Raw genomic sequence first — 17,776 nt, 5'->3', positions numbered from 1 at the left:
TAACGTTAATCATATCTGGAATGTTTTAATATTAGGTATCGCAGCTTTGGTTATCAGCGGGGCGTACTTGGCAAACAGAATAAATGACCAAATCATCGGTGTGGTGCTATATTTAAATCTTAATTTTCGCCATCTGTTTGACCACCAATACTTAGGCAGCTATCGATATACTTTTCGATCCTAATGTTAAACAACCCATACTTGCTCGACTACGCTCGCGTAAAGGACCATCAGATAACCAGTTATTAAATAATAAACAGTTATCAAGTAAAGTCGTTGTCATGCGGGTTGTGAGTTAATGTAGTGTCATTATCGGTTGATAAACAGGCGCTTTGCCAAATTTATTAACACTGAATTTTTTAACACAAAGGTATTTAGTGTCACTATTTATTTTATGGTACTGATTATTTTATATCACTGAGTACAATCAGTACGGTTCCTTCAATTTATGAGGTCGTATCTATGAATATCTATCATTGATATCTGTAAACAGATGATACGCCCTAAAATCAGATGAAACGTCCAATCTCTACAGGGTATACGGCTTATACCTCTTTACTAATAAGTCGTAAAAATAGTAATCTGCTATCTGAAGCAACAATGATTATTGCCACAGCTTCTGCTTAATTGTCGCTCAACATGCTAAACTATAACAAATCTTTGTGTAAATACCTAACTAAAAATGACGAACTCAAAAATGACTGACGACGCACCTACCCCTGAAGCCCCTGCTATTTTTAATAGCAAAACACGCCCGCAAAGCGCTGACGATGAAATCAGCAACTTTGGCAAAGTAAATTATCTTGAAGTAACGCGTCATCAACATGACCAGCGCTTGGATAACTTTTTGCTGAATCGCTTGAAAGGTTTGCCAAAACCGCATATTTATAAAATGATTCGCTCAGATGAAATACGAGTCAATAATAAGCGCTGCAAGGCACACGATAGAGTACAGCGTGAAGACGTGGTACGTATCGCGCCGGTGGTACTTGCTACCCGTGAAAAGCCAATCATCAGCACCGAATTTGCCAAAAGCTTATTGGCACGTGTGGTTTATGAAGACGAGGGCATGCTAGTCCTTAATAAACCTTCTGGTATTGCTGTTCATGGCGGTAGTGGTTTGGACTTTGGTGTTATCGAAGCCATGCGTGAAGTGACAGGTAAAAAATACCTAGAGCTGGTACATCGCATCGATAAAGACACCTCAGGTTTGTTGATGATTTCTAAAAAGCGCTCAGCGTTAAAAACCTTGCAGCAGCATTTGGTCGACAAAACCATCCAAAAACACTATCTATGCATCGCCAAAGGTCAGCCTGCATTAAATGAGCAACGTATCGATGCGTCATTGCTACGCTACACGCTCGCTAGTGGTGAGCGCCGCGTCAAAGTAGATGCGCAAGACTCGCAAGCAAAAGAAAGCCAGACCGACATTGTCGTACATGGTCGTTTTATGATTGCCAATCAGCCAGTGAGCTTAATTGAAGCCAAACCACTGACGGGCCGCACCCATCAAATCCGTGTGCATTTGGCTCATATCGGTCATGCGATCTTGGGCGACGATAAATACAACGTACATGACAAATCAGGCGTCCATCGTCTGTGTCTGCATGCGTGGCGTTTAGACATTCCAGGCTATGAGACCATCACTGCACCACTGCCAGACGATATGGCAGACTGGTTGCCAGAGACGATCACGTTGCCCGAATAAGTAGCCAAATAGAATTTTTAAGTGTTAACGTTAAGCGTCACGATATCTTATTTCTATGAATAAGCCGCCGTGACGTTTTCGTATCTGTCTCCCTATCTACCATTTATTATTGCTCTTCGCTAAGGTCTATTTATGAGTGAAAAATATGTCACCAATATCTCTACCGCTGCCAAAAGAACGCCATTATCAGCCAATCATCTCTTAGCAGATAAGACGCTGATTATTTTTGATTGGGATGGCACGCTGATGGACTCAATTGGCTTAATCGTTGAATCCATGCATATCGCAGGAGAAGCGCACGGATTTCAGACGACCGATAAAGAAGTACAAGACATTATCGGATTGAGCTTAATGAATGGTATTGATATTTTATACCCTCAAGCAGATGGCACGCAAAAGCTTGCTATTCAGCAAAGTTATGCTGATTACTATATTGCTAACAGTCATTGCACCCCATTTTTTGCTTCGATAGAAGATATGTTGCAGACTTTACAAGATGACGGTAAAAGACTGGCAGTCGCCACGGGCAAAAAAAGAAAAGGGCTAGATCGTGTACTAGAGGCCTCTAAAAGTCAGGAATATTTTGTCATGACACGCTGCGCTGATGAGGCCGGATCAAAACCCGATCCGCAGATGCTGACCGATATTTTGACTTATACGCAGAAGCAGATCTCTGATGCGGTTTTTATCGGTGATAGTATTTATGATATTCAAATGGCTAACAAGCTTGGTATGACCAGTATCGCGGTCAACTATGGTGCGGCAACTAAGGAGGAGCTCGCAGCGCAGCAGCCTACGTATCAGGTTGACACGCCGCAAGTGTTGGCAGAGCTATTGTGTGCTTAGGACGTGTCATCAACTAGCACATTGATGCATTTTAATGCTCATAATCTAATTGACGACATGCCCTAGATAGAAATCATTTTAAATAATAAAAAAAGGGTTTATCGATAATAACGATAAACCCTTTTTGATTTAGGACTATGATATTTATTTGTTTTCTTCTTGAGCATCTTCTTTTTGAACGTTTTCTTTTTCAATAGCATCTTCCAACTCAGCGCCTTCTAGCAACGCAAAAGAGGATTCAATAATTTTATCGGCATCGAGCTGATACTCATACCAGTTGCCCATTACGCCAGCCAGCTCATCAAGACCTTCTTTTCTCAAGGCTGAAAATAACTGAATGGTGCAGTTTAATCCGAGTTTTTTGAGTTTTTTGCGAGTATTGAGTAGGGCGTTTTTAGAAGCGCCATACTTAAGCTTATCTGCTTTGGTCAATAAGATATGTACTGGCAGATCACCATCATTTGCCCAACGTAACATTTGCTCATCAAAGAATTTTAATGGATGACGAATGTCAGTCATAAGTACTAATCCGGCAAGGCTTGAGCGTGACACTAAGTACTCTTCTAGCTCAATCTGCCATTCTTTTTTCATCTCAAGCGGTACAGCCGCATAGCCATAACCTGGCAAATCTACCAAACGCCTCTCAGTATTACCAATACTAAAAAAGTTAATCATCTGCGTACGACCAGGGGTTTTGGACGAGCGTGCCAGTTGGCGCTGATTGGTTAAAGCATTGATAGCCGAGGATTTGCCCGCGTTTGAGCGTCCTGCAAAGGCGACTTCTAGACCCATATCAGGTGGACAAAGGCGAAAAGTCGGCGCTGATGTCATAAATTCAGTTTGTTGAATTTTTTGACGAGACTTGGTGTTGAACAGCGCATGTTCGGCGGCAACATCTGTAAACGGGGTATTCATAAATGGCTCATTAATCTTCAAGAAATTGGATACGGGTATAAAATTTTAATTTACTGGATATTAGGGCGTGTTTGAGTATTCACAAATAGGCACTGCTGATGGCTCAAATAGCGCCAGACAAGGAGCAAGTCGACGATAATGTTAATACCTTAGCTAGAATTGCAACGCAGTATGGGGTAATTTTAGCATCAGCCCATAGGGACAGAACTCTTTTTTGCCGCTTCATTGTTAAAAAAAGACGCTTAGAATGACTAAACTTACGATTTTTAACGTCGAATCGCCTAAAAAATAATTCCTGTCAGTGCCATGGTTGAAGGATCAAACACGCCCTAAGGCAATGCATTGGATAAAACATGGTGAGAATCTATTCGCACTCATTTTAAAGGCGTATTAGTCATAAAAACAGCTGTTCAAAATTACTGACCATTCTATACTATTATCTGTTTTACTTATTGAAATAACGATGATTAACGTCATATAAATGACAGCATAACACTAAAATTAATCCGTCATTAGCAAAGTTATGACGGTCGTCAAACGCGTTACTAAAACCAAACTATATTTATCTATCTGTATATGACATAAATTGTTACAATATTTAATCAGATAGGTTAAATGAACACCATTTAATAGAATGGTTGATCAAATGAGTGAAACATCAAAGGAGGTGTTCTATGTTGTCAATCACCACGCTTTTTAGCCAAACTTATCGCATCTTATTGGGGAGCAGTGCTGCCGTATTATTAACTAGTGTCATGATGACCAGTGCTACTGCTGCCGATATTGCAACCACCTATGATAACTCATGTGCCGCCTGTCACGATAGTGGCGCGCTAAATGCCATCAAAAAAGGCGACAGTGCTAAATGGCAGCAGCTTATAAATCAGAAAAGCATGCCAACGCTAATCAAGTCAGTTAAAAATGGGATGACTCAAATGCCAGCGGGCGGGCTTTGTAATAACTGTAGCGATGATGACTATCGCAAGCTGATTGAATATATGAGTAAATAGTTAGGATATAAATAAAATTGAGCGGTTTAAAATAAAGCGCTGGGTTCATAAACGTTAGCGTTTTTTATTTTGAGTGAGCACTTTAGTGCATCGTTAGAAAAACTGGCTAATGTGATGATTAAGTAAGCAAATACTACAAAGTCTTGCTATAATAATTGAAAATAAACCCTGATGTTAGTAAGTACTTCCAGATTGTTTGTGTCAAGACCTTAAAGTTTGTATCTGCCTTGCCAATAGTAGGGCAGCTCATATTGGGTATCTAATCAGTGCAATCACTCTAAATAATGCTTACGCCGAGCTAGTAGGATTTGTATCAATGAAAAAGTTAATCGCTGCTGCCAGCTTATGCGTTGCAAGTTTCAGCGTACAAGCTGCTATTGTCGTTCCTGAGTATGACATTAATGCTGGTAAACAAATTGCAGAAACTGTTTGTGCCGCTTGTCATGGCGTTGATGGTGTTAGCGTGGTTCCAGCACAGCCTAATTTAGGTGGTCAAAACGTAAAGTATCTCTACAAACAACTGGTTAACTTCAAAGCAGGCTACCGCAAAAACGGTATCATGCAATCACAAGTTGCAAACCTATCTCAGCAAGACTTGGCCAATGTGGCGGGTTATTATGCAAGTCAAGCACCTTGGGGCGTCGGTTTTGGTAATCCTGCGACCAACCAAAAGGCAACCAAACTTTTCTTGGGCGGTGATAAGTCACGTGGCGTAATCGGCTGTGCAGGCTGTCATGGTCCAGATGCTGCTGGTAATGTTTGGGCGGCTTTCCCACGTTTAGGTGGTCAGCATGCACAATACATCTCTACTCAGCTAAAACTATTCCGTGCCGCTGGCCGCGTTGATGATATTGATAGCGATGATCAGAAGCGTGTCAATGACGCAGCGAAAGAAGGCGAGATGGGTATGATGCAGACAGTAGCATCGAAGCTATCGGATAGTGATATTCGTATGTTGTCAGATTACATCAGCGCTATTCATTAATACTATGCACGATTACTTGCTCTGTTTTTTTAAATAAAGTTTCTGAGCGCTTAACCGTCTATTCGTTATTGCTAAGTTTTTAGAATTACCGAGTTATTGAAATTATTGAGCTTTTAGAGTTATTAAGTTTTTAGAATTACCGAATTTTTAGAGTTGTTAAGTTATTAAAATCACTGAACTATTAAACCCCGATTTCGGGGTTTTTTTATAACTGTTTGTCCCTCATATTATAGAGACAATATAAAGATAAAATCACTGACAGATTCTTATAGTTGATTCACTTTAAATTCGATACAGTGCTGCTGGGGTAGATTTTTTGCAGCCTCTGTCACGCTTGCGAACAGCACGCCAGAAAAAATTATCCCAGTAGCACTTAGCTACTAACGTATCGATTTTATTTTGAACTGACTATATCATCGCTCTGTATGATTATAAATTATTATTATTCACTTTAGGTCGTTTGGATTTAGATTATGATGATCCGTTATGCTTCTTATTTTATTGCAGCACTGCTACCGTTACTACTGTTTCGCTGGTTTGTACCGGCATCCATTGGTGAGATTGATTTTTGGTTACTGTGGCTATTAGCCATGGTCGTGGTATCACTGCCAGTGGTTTATGCTGAGATTGCATTGGCCTATCGTAGCGTCGATGCGCCATTGGCAGGTATGCAAAAGCTCACTCGGGAAGCCGATGCCAGTCCAGTATGGCGCAGCTTTGGTTGGTTGGCAGCGCTAGTATCTATTATTATTGCTGCATTAGTGATATCTGGCGCCAGCACAGGTATATTAGCGGCATTGACCGAGCTCAATAGTGCACCCACTGTACCAAGCTTTGCAATTGCTGCAGGGTTGATGGTTATTGCCATTTTATTAAGTTTGCTTGGCGTAGCGCCCTTACCGATTGGGTTGGGTCTCATGGTGCTAGGGTTATTGCTGGGTGTGGCCAATGGCTTACCTCATATTGATTTTGCCATGACTGATATCAGCTTGGGTGAATGGGCACGCGCAGTGGCGCTAGCGTTGGTCAGTGTTGGTGCAGGCACAGGATTATATTGGTTTGGCCAAAACTTATTGGCTAAACAAGCGCTAACAGCGGTAGATGCCAGCAATCTTAACACGCAAAATTCCGCTCGCAATCGTACTACAACTGAATACCGCGCGACCAAATTGGTCTTACCCATTTGGCTATTGCAATTAGTCGTTGGGGTCATCGCTCTATTTATGAGCGGGCTATCATTATCACCGATTGGACAGCTGCTATATTGGGTAGGCGTGCTGTTTGTCGTCAGTTACTTGTTACATTATAGTACCCAGCAATTAGCGCATAAGTTTGGGCTATTGATCAGTTTGGTAGTGACTTTTGTGTTAGCGTTAGTATTGGTCATTGCCATTCCGAGTACTTGGCTGGTAGGTCTTTTGGTCATTATTAGTAGCGTGGCGGTATTATTGTTATCGCTATTTGTGGGCTGGAAGATGAAAATCAGTCATTTGCGCAAGTCATTGAACTTTGGTAATGAAGCTTTTTATAACTTATGGCGGATAGCGATGCGTCTGGTCGTGCCATTGGCCCTATTGTTAGCCTTGATAGGTTGGGTGATGCAGTGGTTGAGCTAATAGCGGATGAGAGTAAAACTATTAGTAATGATGCAGCGAGGCAGTCCGAACAGGCTTTGCTCATGACAGTATATTTGGCATATGCCGAGGATGCACAGCGTCAGCACTATTTAGCATTACAAGTCAGTGACGGTACCAGTTTGTATGAGGCGCTAAGGACAGCGGGCTGGTTAACGAAGTTTCCAGAGCTAGCAAGATGGTGTAAGGAGGTGGTCGATATTACTACGCCGACGGCTAAGCGCTGGCATGTAGGGATTTATGCACAAAAGCAGCCGCTTAATTATCAGTTACAGCCTTTTGACCGTATTGAGGTATATCGCAGCTTAAGCGCTGATCCAATGTCTCAGCGCAAAAGCAAATCTCGAGGTTGAGTGATTAACGGTTAAAGGCTGTTAAGCGTCTTGGCTAAGCATTTTAGTTAGGCAGCGGGAAGGCTTTCTATGCCTTCGATGCGAGTGACTAAACCTTGATCATCAAAGTAGATAACCAAATGCTGGCTGGCATTTTTGACATCGGCGATACCTTTGCGGCTGCCATCTGTGCCAGCTTGATAGTCATAAATATAATCCCAGCGCTTAGGCTCAAGAGTGTCCTTAATCGCTGGACTACCAAGGATATAAAGTACTTGGTTTTGATTCATACCCACTTGCAATTTTTGCGCCTGCGTTTGGGTAATAGGCGTGCCTTGTGGCAAATCAATCTTATAAACACTCAGTAATGAGCAGCCAGACATAGCGACAGCAGCGCTAAGCATACTGGTGATAACAAGCTTGCGTAATGCACTGGTACAGCTTAACGGACGAAAAGTTAATGTCTTTATCATGGTAAGATGACTCATAAGAAATGAATTAGGCACGGCCAGAGCTGTTTGGTGCTCGTCTGACCGATAATCTTGGACAAATGATACGTCATTTACTTGCAATTTCCTACCACTTACGACATTATTTACCAAATGATACCTGAATGATTTTATTGTTTATATTTTAAATTCATAGACTTGCGTTGGGATTACCTCAAAAAATAATAGAGCAAAGGTTTAGTTGCTATAAGTCGGTTTGCTGTTAATAAAATGTTTTATCTTCAATAAAAAATAATCATCACGATTCTTTATCTTATATTTTCGATTCTTTATTTATTAAGACTGTCACAGTCAAAAGGAATATTATGGCTTCTTTTACCAATCAAGATTTACGTAAAGCCGGATTAAAGGTTACGTTACCTCGCATCAAGATTTTAGAGCTGCTTGAGAGCGCCGAGCTACACCATATGAGTGCAGAAGAGATTTATAAGGCGCTTATTGAACAAGGTGAAGATGTGGGTTTAGCGACTGTTTACCGAGTGCTGACACAGTTTGAGCAAGCGGGCATTGTTGAGCGCCATAACTTCGAAAACAATTTATCAGTGTTTGAGATTACCCAAGAAGGACATCATGATCATTTGGTTTGTGATGTTTGTGGAAAGATTATAGAGTTTCATAATGAGGTGATCGAAGAGGAGCAGCTCAAAGTGGCGAAGGATCATGGCTTTAAACTATCAGGTCATTCACTAGTGCTCTATGGTATTTGTGCTGACCAAGAATGTAGAGACACCATAAAGTAGTTGCGGTTGGATTTACAGCAGTTGAATTTAGAATAGTTAAATTTATAGTACAGTCGATTTACTTTAAATCCGATACAGTGCTGCTGGGGTAGATTTTTTGCAACCTCTGTCATGCTTGCGAACAGCACGCCAGGAAAATTTATCCCAGTAGCACGTAGCTACTAACGTATCGGTTTTATTTTGAACAGACTCTAGTAAGCTAAACAGAGTTTTTGCCTCTTGTTGTGTTCAAGCCAAAAAAGCCCTCGTTATTGATGACGAGGGCTTTTTCATAAAAGACTTTACATTTTTTGCAAAGATTGAGAGCGAACATTGCCAGATCAAAATATCTAGCTGATATCTAATGATAAACTATCAGCGCCTTCATCCAAATTACCTTTACCGTTTTTGCTACTAAGCTTGATTTTTAAGCGTAAATCGTTAGGAGAGTCAGCATGAAGAATCGCTTCTTTATAAGTGATTTCCCCTTGTTCATATAGATCAAAGAGAGCTTGGTCAAAGGTCTGCATACCGCTGTCCCGTGAGCGCGTCATGACATCTTTGATTTCGTGAACCTCACCTTTACGAATATAATCACTAATCAGCTGTGAGTTTAATAAAATCTCAATAGCGGCACGTCGTCCTTTACCGTCAGGGGTGGGAATAAGTTGTTGAGCGACAATGGCCTGCAAGTTAAGGGACAAATCCATCAGTAATTGATTGTGACGACTGGTTTCAAAAAAGTGAATAATACGGTCAATCGCTTGGTTAGCATTGTTGGCATGCAAGGTTGCAAAAACCAGATGCCCTGTTTCGGCATATTGAATGGCATAGCTCATGACCTCGCGGTTACGAATCTCACCAATTAAAATGACATCAGGTGCTTGGCGTAAGGTGTTTTTTAGACCTGTCTCAAACGAGTGTGTGTCGATACCGACTTCACGCTGGGTAATAATACAACCGCGATGTTGATGGACAAATTCAATGGGATCTTCAATAGTAATAATATGACCATGAGAGTTTTGATTGCGATGTCCTATCAAAGACGCAAGCGTGGTGGATTTGCCCGTGCCTGTCGAACCCACCAATAAAATGATGCCTCGTTTTTTCATTGCCAGCTCTTTTAGCGCTGGTGGTAAACGTAGCTCTTCAACAGTCGGAATTTTATTCTCAATTTTTCGTAAAACCATCCCAGCCATATCACGCTGTATGAAAGCACTGACCCTAAAACGTGCTTGTTGCGCCTCGTCAGCAATGGCAAATTGACACTCATTCGTTTCTTCGAACTCTTTTTGCTGGTTTGGTGTCATCACACCTTTAACCAATCTCATGGTTTGCTCAGCACTTAACGGCGTTTTACCCACTGGCAGAATTTTGCCATTTATTTTCATGGAAGGGGCGACGTCAGCGGTAATAAAAAGGTCGGAACCGTTTTTATTGATCATTAATTGCAATAGTTTATCAATGTCCATATCGTATCTGCACTTGATGTAAATCAGTTAAAAAATATCTGACATCATAGTTTAAGCGTTGCTAATGATGACCAGTAGAAATAAAGTGTGTCGTGTGACACTCTGCCTTATATCGATAACGACAAATTCTATATCGACAAGAGAAATAGCGACACACGATTGGTAATACTACAAAAATGCTTCAGGTTGCTTAGCATAAGGGCGGGCAACGTCTTTACTGATAGTGCCTTTTGCCACTAGGTTTTTAAGCGTTTGATCAAGCGTAATCATGCCATCGCTTGCACCAGTTTGGATAGCAGAGTACATTTGGGCAATTTTATTCTCACGTATCAAGTTACGGATGGCGGGTGTGCCCAGCATAATCTCATGTGCTGCAACACGTCCACCGGTTTGACGACGAAGAAGTGTTTGTGAGACAACGGCTTGCAGCGATTCTGACAGCATCGCACGAATCATATCTTTTTCTGCTGCGGGAAACACATCAATAACACGGTCAATCGTTTTCGCTGCTGAGCTGGTGTGTAAAGTGCCAAATACTAAGTGACCAGTCTCTGCTGCCGTTAATGCCAAGCGAATGGTCTCAAGGTCACGTAACTCACCAACCAAAATCACATCTGGATCTTCACGTAGTGCAGAGCGCAGCGCTGGCTCGAAACCCAAGGTGTCTCGGTGAACTTCACGCTGGTTAATCAGGCTTTTCTTAGACTCATGGACAAATTCAATCGGATCTTCAATGGTTAAAATATGCTCTTTACGGGTTTCATTAATATAGTCAATCATAGCCGCCAGCGTGGTTGATTTACCTGAACCTGTGGGTCCGGTGACTAGTACTACGCCACGTTTGAAGTCTGAGATGCGTTTGAATACTGCTCCCATGTCCAAGTCTTCCATAGTCAAAACTTTGGAGGGAATAGTACGGAAGACAGCGCCCGCGCCACGGTTTTGATTAAAAGCATTTACTCGAAAGCGTGCTAAATTGGGTATCTCAAAAGAAAAATCTGTTTCAAAGAACTCCTCAAAGTCAGCGCGTTGCCTATCATTCATAATGTCATAGATAAGTTGATGTACCACTTGATGAGTCATCGAAGGCATATTGATTCGTGTCATTTCACCATCTGAACGAATCATGGCCGGCATGCCGGCTGAAATATGTAAATCTGACGCTTTGTGTTTGACGGTAAAGCGAAGTAAGTCTTCAATGCTTAAACTGCTTTTTTCAGCCATAATCGGATATTCCTATCAATCAATAAGGGTAAGATAAAGGATGGTAAAAGGGTATGTTTGCATTCGATAGATACCCGTATTGAGCCAATTACTTCAGTAAAGGATAGGTGAAATTATTTACCATTATTACTATATTTAGTAGCATATGTTAATATCTGTAACAATACAATAACAAGAATGCTGGTAATTAACCATCCATCACACCAATAAGATGTAGAATTAGTTATGCTGATAAGTAGCAAATATATTGGAGCGTATCCTTAGTTCAAGAGAAAGTATCTAAATGAGCTGAAAGTCGCTAAATTTCACCAAATATCATTAAATGGCTGATTAATATCCTAATATTATTTATGCTATCTGCGCTACTTTACTCATTTAACTGTCATTTATCTCATTTTTATGATTACTCTCAAAATGAGAACACGCTCTAGTAAATACCGAATTTTCTTAATGAAGCGTTTTATAACAAAATCATAATTCTTGTTGAAAGCTACTGTTAACGAATATCAAAAATGTCTGATTAAATCATCCTGGTGAGTTGTATATGAGTAATATTGAACAAAACATTGATAACCAAAATTTGGTTAATAATTGGCAACAAGTTAGCAAACAGCTGACCGATGCTTGTAATCATGTGGGAAGAAAGAGTGAGAGTGTTGTCCTGCTGGCAGTTTCTAAGACCAAACCTGCTGATATGATTGCTACGTTGGCCAAGCAAGGGCAAAGTCATTTTGGTGAAAACTATCTGCAAGAAGCCATCGAAAAAATCACTATGCTAAAAGAACAGCCTGAATGTGATGGGATTTTTTGGCATTATATTGGCAGTATTCAGCGCAATAAGACTCGAGATATTGCCGAACATTTCGATTGGGTACAAACGGTCGAGAGAGACATTATTGCCAAGCGTCTCAATGATCAACGTCCCGCTGAGATGTCTCCATTAAACGTGCTGATTCAATTAAATATTGATAACGAAGAAAGCAAATCAGGTTGTTTGCCAGACCAATTGCCTGAGTTGATAGCGACGATTAAAGGCTACGAGCGACTCCAGTTGCGTGGTTTGATGATTATTCCTGCTCAGGCAGACACCAATGCATTTGCTCGAACCAAGCAGTTATTCGAAGAAATTAAACAACGTTACCCAGAGCTGAGTGGCTGGGATACATTAAGTATGGGCATGAGTGGCGATATGACAGAGGCAATCGCTAGCGGCTCTACCATGGTGCGTGTTGGAACGGCAATTTTTGGTGAACGTGATTGATTGAACTTAAATGAAGTCACTATTTTATAAATGACTCATCAGCATTCGCGTTTCTACTTCAGTAATTTGTAGCTGGAGATTAAAAATTCTTGCAAAGCATGGACAGGGTTCACTTGGCTATTGCTTTGCCATTGTATCCATTCGAGCGCTAATAAACAGAGGATTAGCCAGATCGTTCCTGCCAAAAAACCTGCAACCACATCACTTGGAAAATGAGCGCCTAAGTAAATTCGGCTGGTTCCAATTAAGACAATAAAAGTGACTAAAATTATGGACGATACTATTTTGAATACCCTTCTATGGTCGCTACGTACGATCAAATAGATGAGAAAACCATAAAAAACAACTGATCCCATTGAATGTCCACTCGGAAAGCTAAAACCAATCGCATCGATGGCTTGATTGATGGAAGGACGTCCTCTGTGATAAACCTGTTTTAACAACCAAGTTAGCGCACCATTGCCGCCTATCGCGATGACAAAGAAAAGCGCCCCCCATTTATCTTTGGCTTTAAACCACAGTAATAAAATCATTAGAACCGATAAACTGGTCAGAAACCAGACAGAGCCCAGTTCGGTGATCAAAGTATAAATAGCGTTAAGCGTAGGCGTTTTTATAGCGTTGAAAGAAGCAATGACACTATTGTCAAAACGTCTCAATTCATTTTCAAAAACCTCTTCTGCCAGCTCCAAAAAAAGCCAAATAAAAATACTCGCTATTCCCAAGCCGACTATCAAAATGATAGCCAGAAAGCTCGCTTTCTTATTTTCTGCTTCCATAATGCGCTGACCTTTTGAATAAACCTATCATCATTAAAATGAGTGCGTAAAAAACGTACATTAACGCTCTTCAAGTATCGATACCGGATAGCCTTACTTTGATAAATTGATATCAAGCTTTTACAGCCATTTAATCCACTTTTATCAGCGGTCAAGCACTTATAAAAAGTGTATTTTTATATAATGTCTTCAAACTTGGTGACCAACAACTGAGTGATTTTGAGATTATCGGTTGCGATAATTTCAAATCGATAATTGGCATACTCAATCGTATCTGTTTTCTTTGGAATTTTGCGTAGCATATACATCATAAAACCACTAATAGTTTCATAGTTTTCACTGCGAGGTAGAGTGACAATATCTAAAGCGCGCACCACATCTTCGATGGGCGTCATGCCGTCGATTAACCAAGAATTATCAGTACGCTGGACAATCGGCTGCTCCTCCATTGTCACAAGCTCACCCATGACGATACTCATCACATCCTTGAGTGTGATGACTCCGACTACTAAGCCGTATTCATTAACAATAACAGCAAAGTCAGCACCAGTAGATTTAAACATCTCTAACACTTCAAACAAAGACAAAGTATCAGGCACGAAAAGTGCTGGCTTGAGCAGGGCTTTGTCTGTCAAGCTGACTTCTTGCTGGTTCAAGACTAATGCTAAAAAGCTGCGTGACTCTACGTAACCGATGATATGCTCCAAATCATCGTCATGACACACCAAGAATTTGTTATGTGGTTGTTCAATCATGACCTCAACGACATCTTCTGTTGTGGTCTTGGTATCGAAATAAACGATATTTTCGCGTGGGTTCATCACCGAAGTCACCGTACGCTCTTGCATATCGAAGATATTTTCTATCAGATGATGTTCTTGCTTTTTGAGTACACCCGCTTCGGCACCTGCATCCATGACGGCATAAATATCCTCTGGCGTCATATCGTCTTGGCGTATGGTTGAGATACCTAGTAGCTGAAAAATGAGATTTGCCGCACCATCAAATATCCAAATCACGGGTTTAAATATAAAAATTAGTAGCATCATGGGTCGTACAAGCCGCACAGCGATAACTTCAGTGTTTGACATGGCCAAACGTCTGGGCATCAAATCAGCGAGTAAAGAAAACAAACTGGTAATCACTACGAATGATATAACGGATGACACCGCTTCATTATTCACCAACAGCTGTAGATAAGGGCTGATAGCAGATTCTCCTACCGCACCTGCCGAAATAGCGACTGCATTTAAAACCACTTGCACGACAGTGATGAAGCTGCCGGGGTGCTCTTGCATTTTGAGGACATCAAGTGCACGGACTTCTCCTTCTTTTGCCATAATTTGCAGCTTAATTTTGCGACCCGCTGCGATAGCAATCTCGGCAGCAGAAACAAAAGCGCTTAGGGCAAGCAGTAACAAGAGGAAAACACTAGCGGTTAGCAAACTCATGACAGACTCGGTAAAAAAATAGAGAGGTTAAAATAAAGGTGAGAGAATTTAAAAAGGATTGTTTAGAACCACAGGGAAGGTGCTACAGTCAAATTACCCTAAAAACGCTACGGTACTGCTGATATCGATTTTGCTTGCTGTGCCTGCGCAGGCAGAGGCCACAAAAAATTGATATCAGCAGGACGTGATGTATCGATATTAATTTCCACTGACTATATCTATAAAAATTTTGGGTTTTATAGGTAATAAAAGATAGATACTAAAAAAATAGCCACTAAAGAAATAGATACTAAAAAACAGCCACTAAAAAAGCTGGGCAAGTACCCAGCTCATCAGAAAAAATAATTTTCTTTAAAAAATGAGAGTATTGGCGTCCTCCCAACTTCTAAATAATAGAAGTCGGAGAAGCTGTACTACTTAATCAGATTTATCCTTTGATTGACCATTTATTGACCAATGGATAGCGGCGCTCACGTCCGAAAGCTTTGTGGCTAATCTTAGTGCCAATGGGTGATTGCAAACGTTTGTATTCGCTATTGTCGACCATCTTGATGACTTTTGCGACCATATCGGCATCAAAACCTTTATCGATAATATCTTGATAGCCCATATCTCCATCAACATATAACATCAGGATGCCATCTAATACATCGTAATCAGGTAAGCTGTCTTGATCTTTTTGATCTGGGCGTAGCTCTGCTGACGGCGGACGAGTAATGACGCGCTCAGGGATAACTGGCGTGTCTTCTAAGCGATTGCGATAACTAGCGAGCTTATAAACCTGTGATTTATAAACGTCTTTTAGCACATCGAAGCCACCTGCCATATCGCCATATAATGTTGAGTAACCAACGGCCAACTCTGACTTATTACCCGTGGTGATGACCAAATGACCGAATTTATTGGACAGTGCCATCAAAACAACACCGCGAGCACGCGCTTGGATGTTTTCTTCCGTGGTGTCTGCTGGCGACTTATTAAATAACGGAGCGAGGGTATGACGGATGCCTTCAACTGCATCAAAAATAGGGCAAACCGTATAAGAGACATTCAAGCGACGAGCTTGTGCTTGCGCATCTTCTAAACTGATTTGAGAGGTATATTCATAAGGCATCATCACCGCATATACTTTATCAGCGCCCAAGGCATCAACGGCGATACATAGCGTTAAAGCCGAATCAATACCACCTGATAATCCAAGAATAATCCCCGTGAATCCTGAGTGATTGACATAGTCACGTAGGCCGACAACCAATGCCTGATACATCTCTGACTCAAGGCTCAGCGTCAATGGCGCTTTAGACTGGCTGTTAAATTTGGCCGTCTTGACATCTAAGGTAGCCAATAATAATTGATTCATAAAGCGCGGCGCTTCGTGTGCGATGCTACCATCAGCTTGTACTGCCATAGAGCCACCGTCAAACACTAAGTCATCTTGACCGCCGACTGCATTGACATAGAGGATAGGCAAATTATTTTCACTGCTACGTTTGGCCAGCATCGTTTTGCGATTGGCTTGCTTTTCGATCTCAAAAGGTGACGCATTTAAACTAACAATGAGGTCAGCGCCTTGCTTTTTAAGCTCAGAAATAGGGCTTTTTTCCCATAAGTCTTCACAGATGAGTAGGCCAATAGTAATGCCTTTATAATCAAACAAAACTTGGTTGCGACCTTTGTCAAAGTAACGGCGCTCATCAAATACGCCATAGTTTGGCAAAATTTGCTTATGATAAAAGCCTTTTTGATGACCATTATGCAAGATAGCAGCAGAGTTAAAAGTACCGTGATGATCGACATGTGGGTAGCCGACAATCATGACGATATCATTGATATCACTCAAGGTCGACAACGCGTTTTTGACACGGCCTGATAAGCTTGGGCGTAGTAATAAATCCTGAGGAGGGTAGCCTAAAAGGGCTAGCTCTGGGAAAATAATGACATCTGCGCCTTGTTCGCGGGCCTGTAATGCTAGTGCGCGCATTTTTTCGGTATTGGCTGTGATATCACCTACTAAGAAATGGGACTGCGCTAAGGCAAAAGTAACAGTATCTTGTGGTTTGTTGGTATTATTGGCCTCATTTGAGGGTTTGATATTATCAGTGTCTTTTGACATTGTTATTGTTCCTATCGATATAGTATTTAAAATTTGGTGGATCAATATTGATTTAAAATGAAATAAAATCCGAAATTAACTAAAAAATAGTACGCTTTCATATTGAGCGCGAATGTTGAACCCATATGATGAGCTTAAAAATTGCGCAAACCTTTATATAACGTTTACGCACAATATCCAAAATTATGGCGCCACTCTAAAAGTTAGATCTTATAATAGTTTAGAGAAGGACGATAACAGCGGGTTTTAATTTACAGTTTGAAAAATGATCTGTCTGTATCAGCATCACAAAAATAAAGCAAAACCGACTTAACTACGTTGAAAACTTTAAAATAATTGCTTTAGTATAACATTAATTGTCGCCGCAGATAGAACGCGCCAGTGAATTACCTTGTGAGATGTCAGTTTAGCGCGCAATACAAAACAGGCTTCAAATATATGACTTTTACCTACTAAACGCATGTATGAGGTTCTATTCATTATTGTAATTGTATAGTAAGTTTAGACAGATAAAATTGTAAGTAAAAATTACAACATAGCCTTATAAAATTATCATATTTTATTGCATAATGAGCGGTCACCATTGCTTGAATCTTACCTGTTTTAATAGGATTTATAGACCGTAAGCATGGTAAAGTGTTTTATGGTTTGACACTCATAAAGTGGATTTTACTTATATTTTTTGTCTGTATATAGATGATTTACGACCCTCGCTAATGAATACAGTTTATGGACATGGTCTATAAGTTGATGTTCATCACACATTTATAAACTTGCCAGCAAGGTCACGATAAATCCTTGCTGTCTGCTTTTGGTTT

At 40.8% G+C, this 17,776-nt stretch carries 15 protein-coding genes; 8 read left to right on the top strand and 7 right to left on the bottom strand.

Annotated elements, in window-relative coordinates; all coding sequences use genetic code 11:
- Positions 1-697 precede the first annotated feature (697 nt).
- Together JMX48_RS02445 and JMX48_RS02440 are read left to right on the top strand one after the other, a co-directional pair.
- A complete protein-coding gene (locus JMX48_RS02445; protein ID WP_201533887.1) occupies positions 698-1,708 on the top strand; it encodes an RluA family pseudouridine synthase in 1,011 nt (336 codons plus the stop codon).
- 132 nt (positions 1,709-1,840) lie between these two features.
- The gene (locus JMX48_RS02440; RefSeq protein WP_201533886.1) at positions 1,841-2,554 is read left to right on the top strand and encodes an HAD-IA family hydrolase; all 714 of its coding nucleotides are present in this window, start codon (positions 1,841-1,843) and stop codon (positions 2,552-2,554) included.
- Positions 2,555-2,698: 144 nt separating this feature from the next.
- On the opposite strand, the gene yihA is transcribed toward JMX48_RS02440, so the two are convergent.
- Positions 2,699-3,469, bottom strand: a complete 771-nt coding sequence (gene yihA, locus JMX48_RS02435; protein WP_201533884.1) for a ribosome biogenesis GTP-binding protein YihA/YsxC — start codon at positions 3,467-3,469, stop codon at positions 2,699-2,701.
- A 674-nt stretch (positions 3,470-4,143) separates the two neighbouring features.
- On the opposite strand from yihA, the gene JMX48_RS02430 reads away from it, so the two are divergent.
- From JMX48_RS02430 to JMX48_RS02415, 4 genes are all read left to right on the top strand, one after another.
- Positions 4,144-4,479, top strand: coding sequence for a c-type cytochrome (locus JMX48_RS02430; RefSeq protein ID WP_201533881.1), 336 nt, complete (start codon positions 4,144-4,146; stop codon positions 4,477-4,479).
- A gap of 316 nt (positions 4,480-4,795) precedes the next feature.
- Complete coding sequence (locus tag JMX48_RS02425; RefSeq protein ID WP_201533878.1) at positions 4,796-5,464, top strand: c-type cytochrome; 669 nt, start codon at positions 4,796-4,798, stop codon at positions 5,462-5,464.
- Between the two features lie 473 nt (positions 5,465-5,937).
- Entirely contained in the window at positions 5,938-7,080 is a 1,143-nt protein-coding gene (locus JMX48_RS02420; protein WP_201533875.1) for a hypothetical protein, read from the top strand.
- Positions 6,999-7,451, top strand: coding sequence for an RnfH family protein (locus JMX48_RS02415; protein WP_227687857.1), 453 nt, complete (start codon positions 6,999-7,001; stop codon positions 7,449-7,451). Before JMX48_RS02420 ends, JMX48_RS02415 begins: the two co-directional genes overlap by 82 nt.
- A gap of 47 nt (positions 7,452-7,498) precedes the next feature.
- On the opposite strand, the gene JMX48_RS02410 is transcribed toward JMX48_RS02415, so the two are convergent.
- Positions 7,499-7,918 carry an outer membrane protein assembly factor BamE gene (locus JMX48_RS02410; protein ID WP_201533872.1) on the bottom strand — a complete coding sequence of 140 codons (420 nt, stop codon included), beginning with the start codon at positions 7,916-7,918 and terminating at the stop codon, positions 7,499-7,501.
- A gap of 326 nt (positions 7,919-8,244) precedes the next feature.
- On the opposite strand from JMX48_RS02410, the gene fur reads away from it, so the two are divergent.
- The gene (fur, locus tag JMX48_RS02405) at positions 8,245-8,679 is read left to right on the top strand and encodes a ferric iron uptake transcriptional regulator (protein WP_201533869.1); all 435 of its coding nucleotides are present in this window, start codon (positions 8,245-8,247) and stop codon (positions 8,677-8,679) included.
- A gap of 329 nt (positions 8,680-9,008) precedes the next feature.
- Here the strand turns inward: fur and JMX48_RS02400 are convergent, their stop codons facing one another.
- Both JMX48_RS02400 and JMX48_RS02395 read right to left on the bottom strand, forming a co-directional pair.
- On the bottom strand, positions 9,009-10,130 hold the full coding sequence (locus JMX48_RS02400) for a PilT/PilU family type 4a pilus ATPase (RefSeq protein ID WP_201533867.1): 1,122 nt from the start codon (positions 10,128-10,130) through the stop codon (positions 9,009-9,011).
- Between the two features lie 168 nt (positions 10,131-10,298).
- On the bottom strand, positions 10,299-11,354 hold the full coding sequence (locus tag JMX48_RS02395; RefSeq protein WP_201533865.1) for a type IV pilus twitching motility protein PilT: 1,056 nt from the start codon (positions 11,352-11,354) through the stop codon (positions 10,299-10,301).
- A gap of 544 nt (positions 11,355-11,898) precedes the next feature.
- On the opposite strand from JMX48_RS02395, the gene JMX48_RS02390 reads away from it, so the two are divergent.
- Complete coding sequence (locus tag JMX48_RS02390; protein WP_201533863.1) at positions 11,899-12,615, top strand: YggS family pyridoxal phosphate-dependent enzyme; 717 nt, start codon at positions 11,899-11,901, stop codon at positions 12,613-12,615.
- 53 nt (positions 12,616-12,668) lie between these two features.
- Here the strand turns inward: JMX48_RS02390 and JMX48_RS02385 are convergent, their stop codons facing one another.
- The 3 genes from JMX48_RS02385 to JMX48_RS02375 all read right to left on the bottom strand — a co-directional run bounded on the left by JMX48_RS02385 (position 12,669) and on the right by JMX48_RS02375 (position 16,958).
- The gene (locus JMX48_RS02385) at positions 12,669-13,394 is read right to left on the bottom strand and encodes a phosphatase PAP2 family protein (protein WP_201533862.1); all 726 of its coding nucleotides are present in this window, start codon (positions 13,392-13,394) and stop codon (positions 12,669-12,671) included.
- A 176-nt stretch (positions 13,395-13,570) separates the two neighbouring features.
- Positions 13,571-14,845 (bottom strand): hemolysin family protein, encoded by a 1,275-nt coding sequence (locus JMX48_RS02380; protein WP_201533861.1) that lies wholly within the window; start codon positions 14,843-14,845, stop codon positions 13,571-13,573.
- A gap of 427 nt (positions 14,846-15,272) precedes the next feature.
- Positions 15,273-16,958, bottom strand: coding sequence for an NAD+ synthase (locus JMX48_RS02375; protein ID WP_201533860.1), 1,686 nt, complete (start codon positions 16,956-16,958; stop codon positions 15,273-15,275).
- Positions 16,959-17,776 lie beyond the last annotated feature (818 nt).

It is taken from the genome of Psychrobacter immobilis, assembly GCF_904846225.1.
Lineage (GTDB): Bacteria > Pseudomonadota > Gammaproteobacteria > Pseudomonadales > Moraxellaceae > Psychrobacter > Psychrobacter immobilis_F.
Note: the sequence above shows the minus strand (reverse complement) of the source record. Positions and strands in the feature narration are given on the sequence as shown.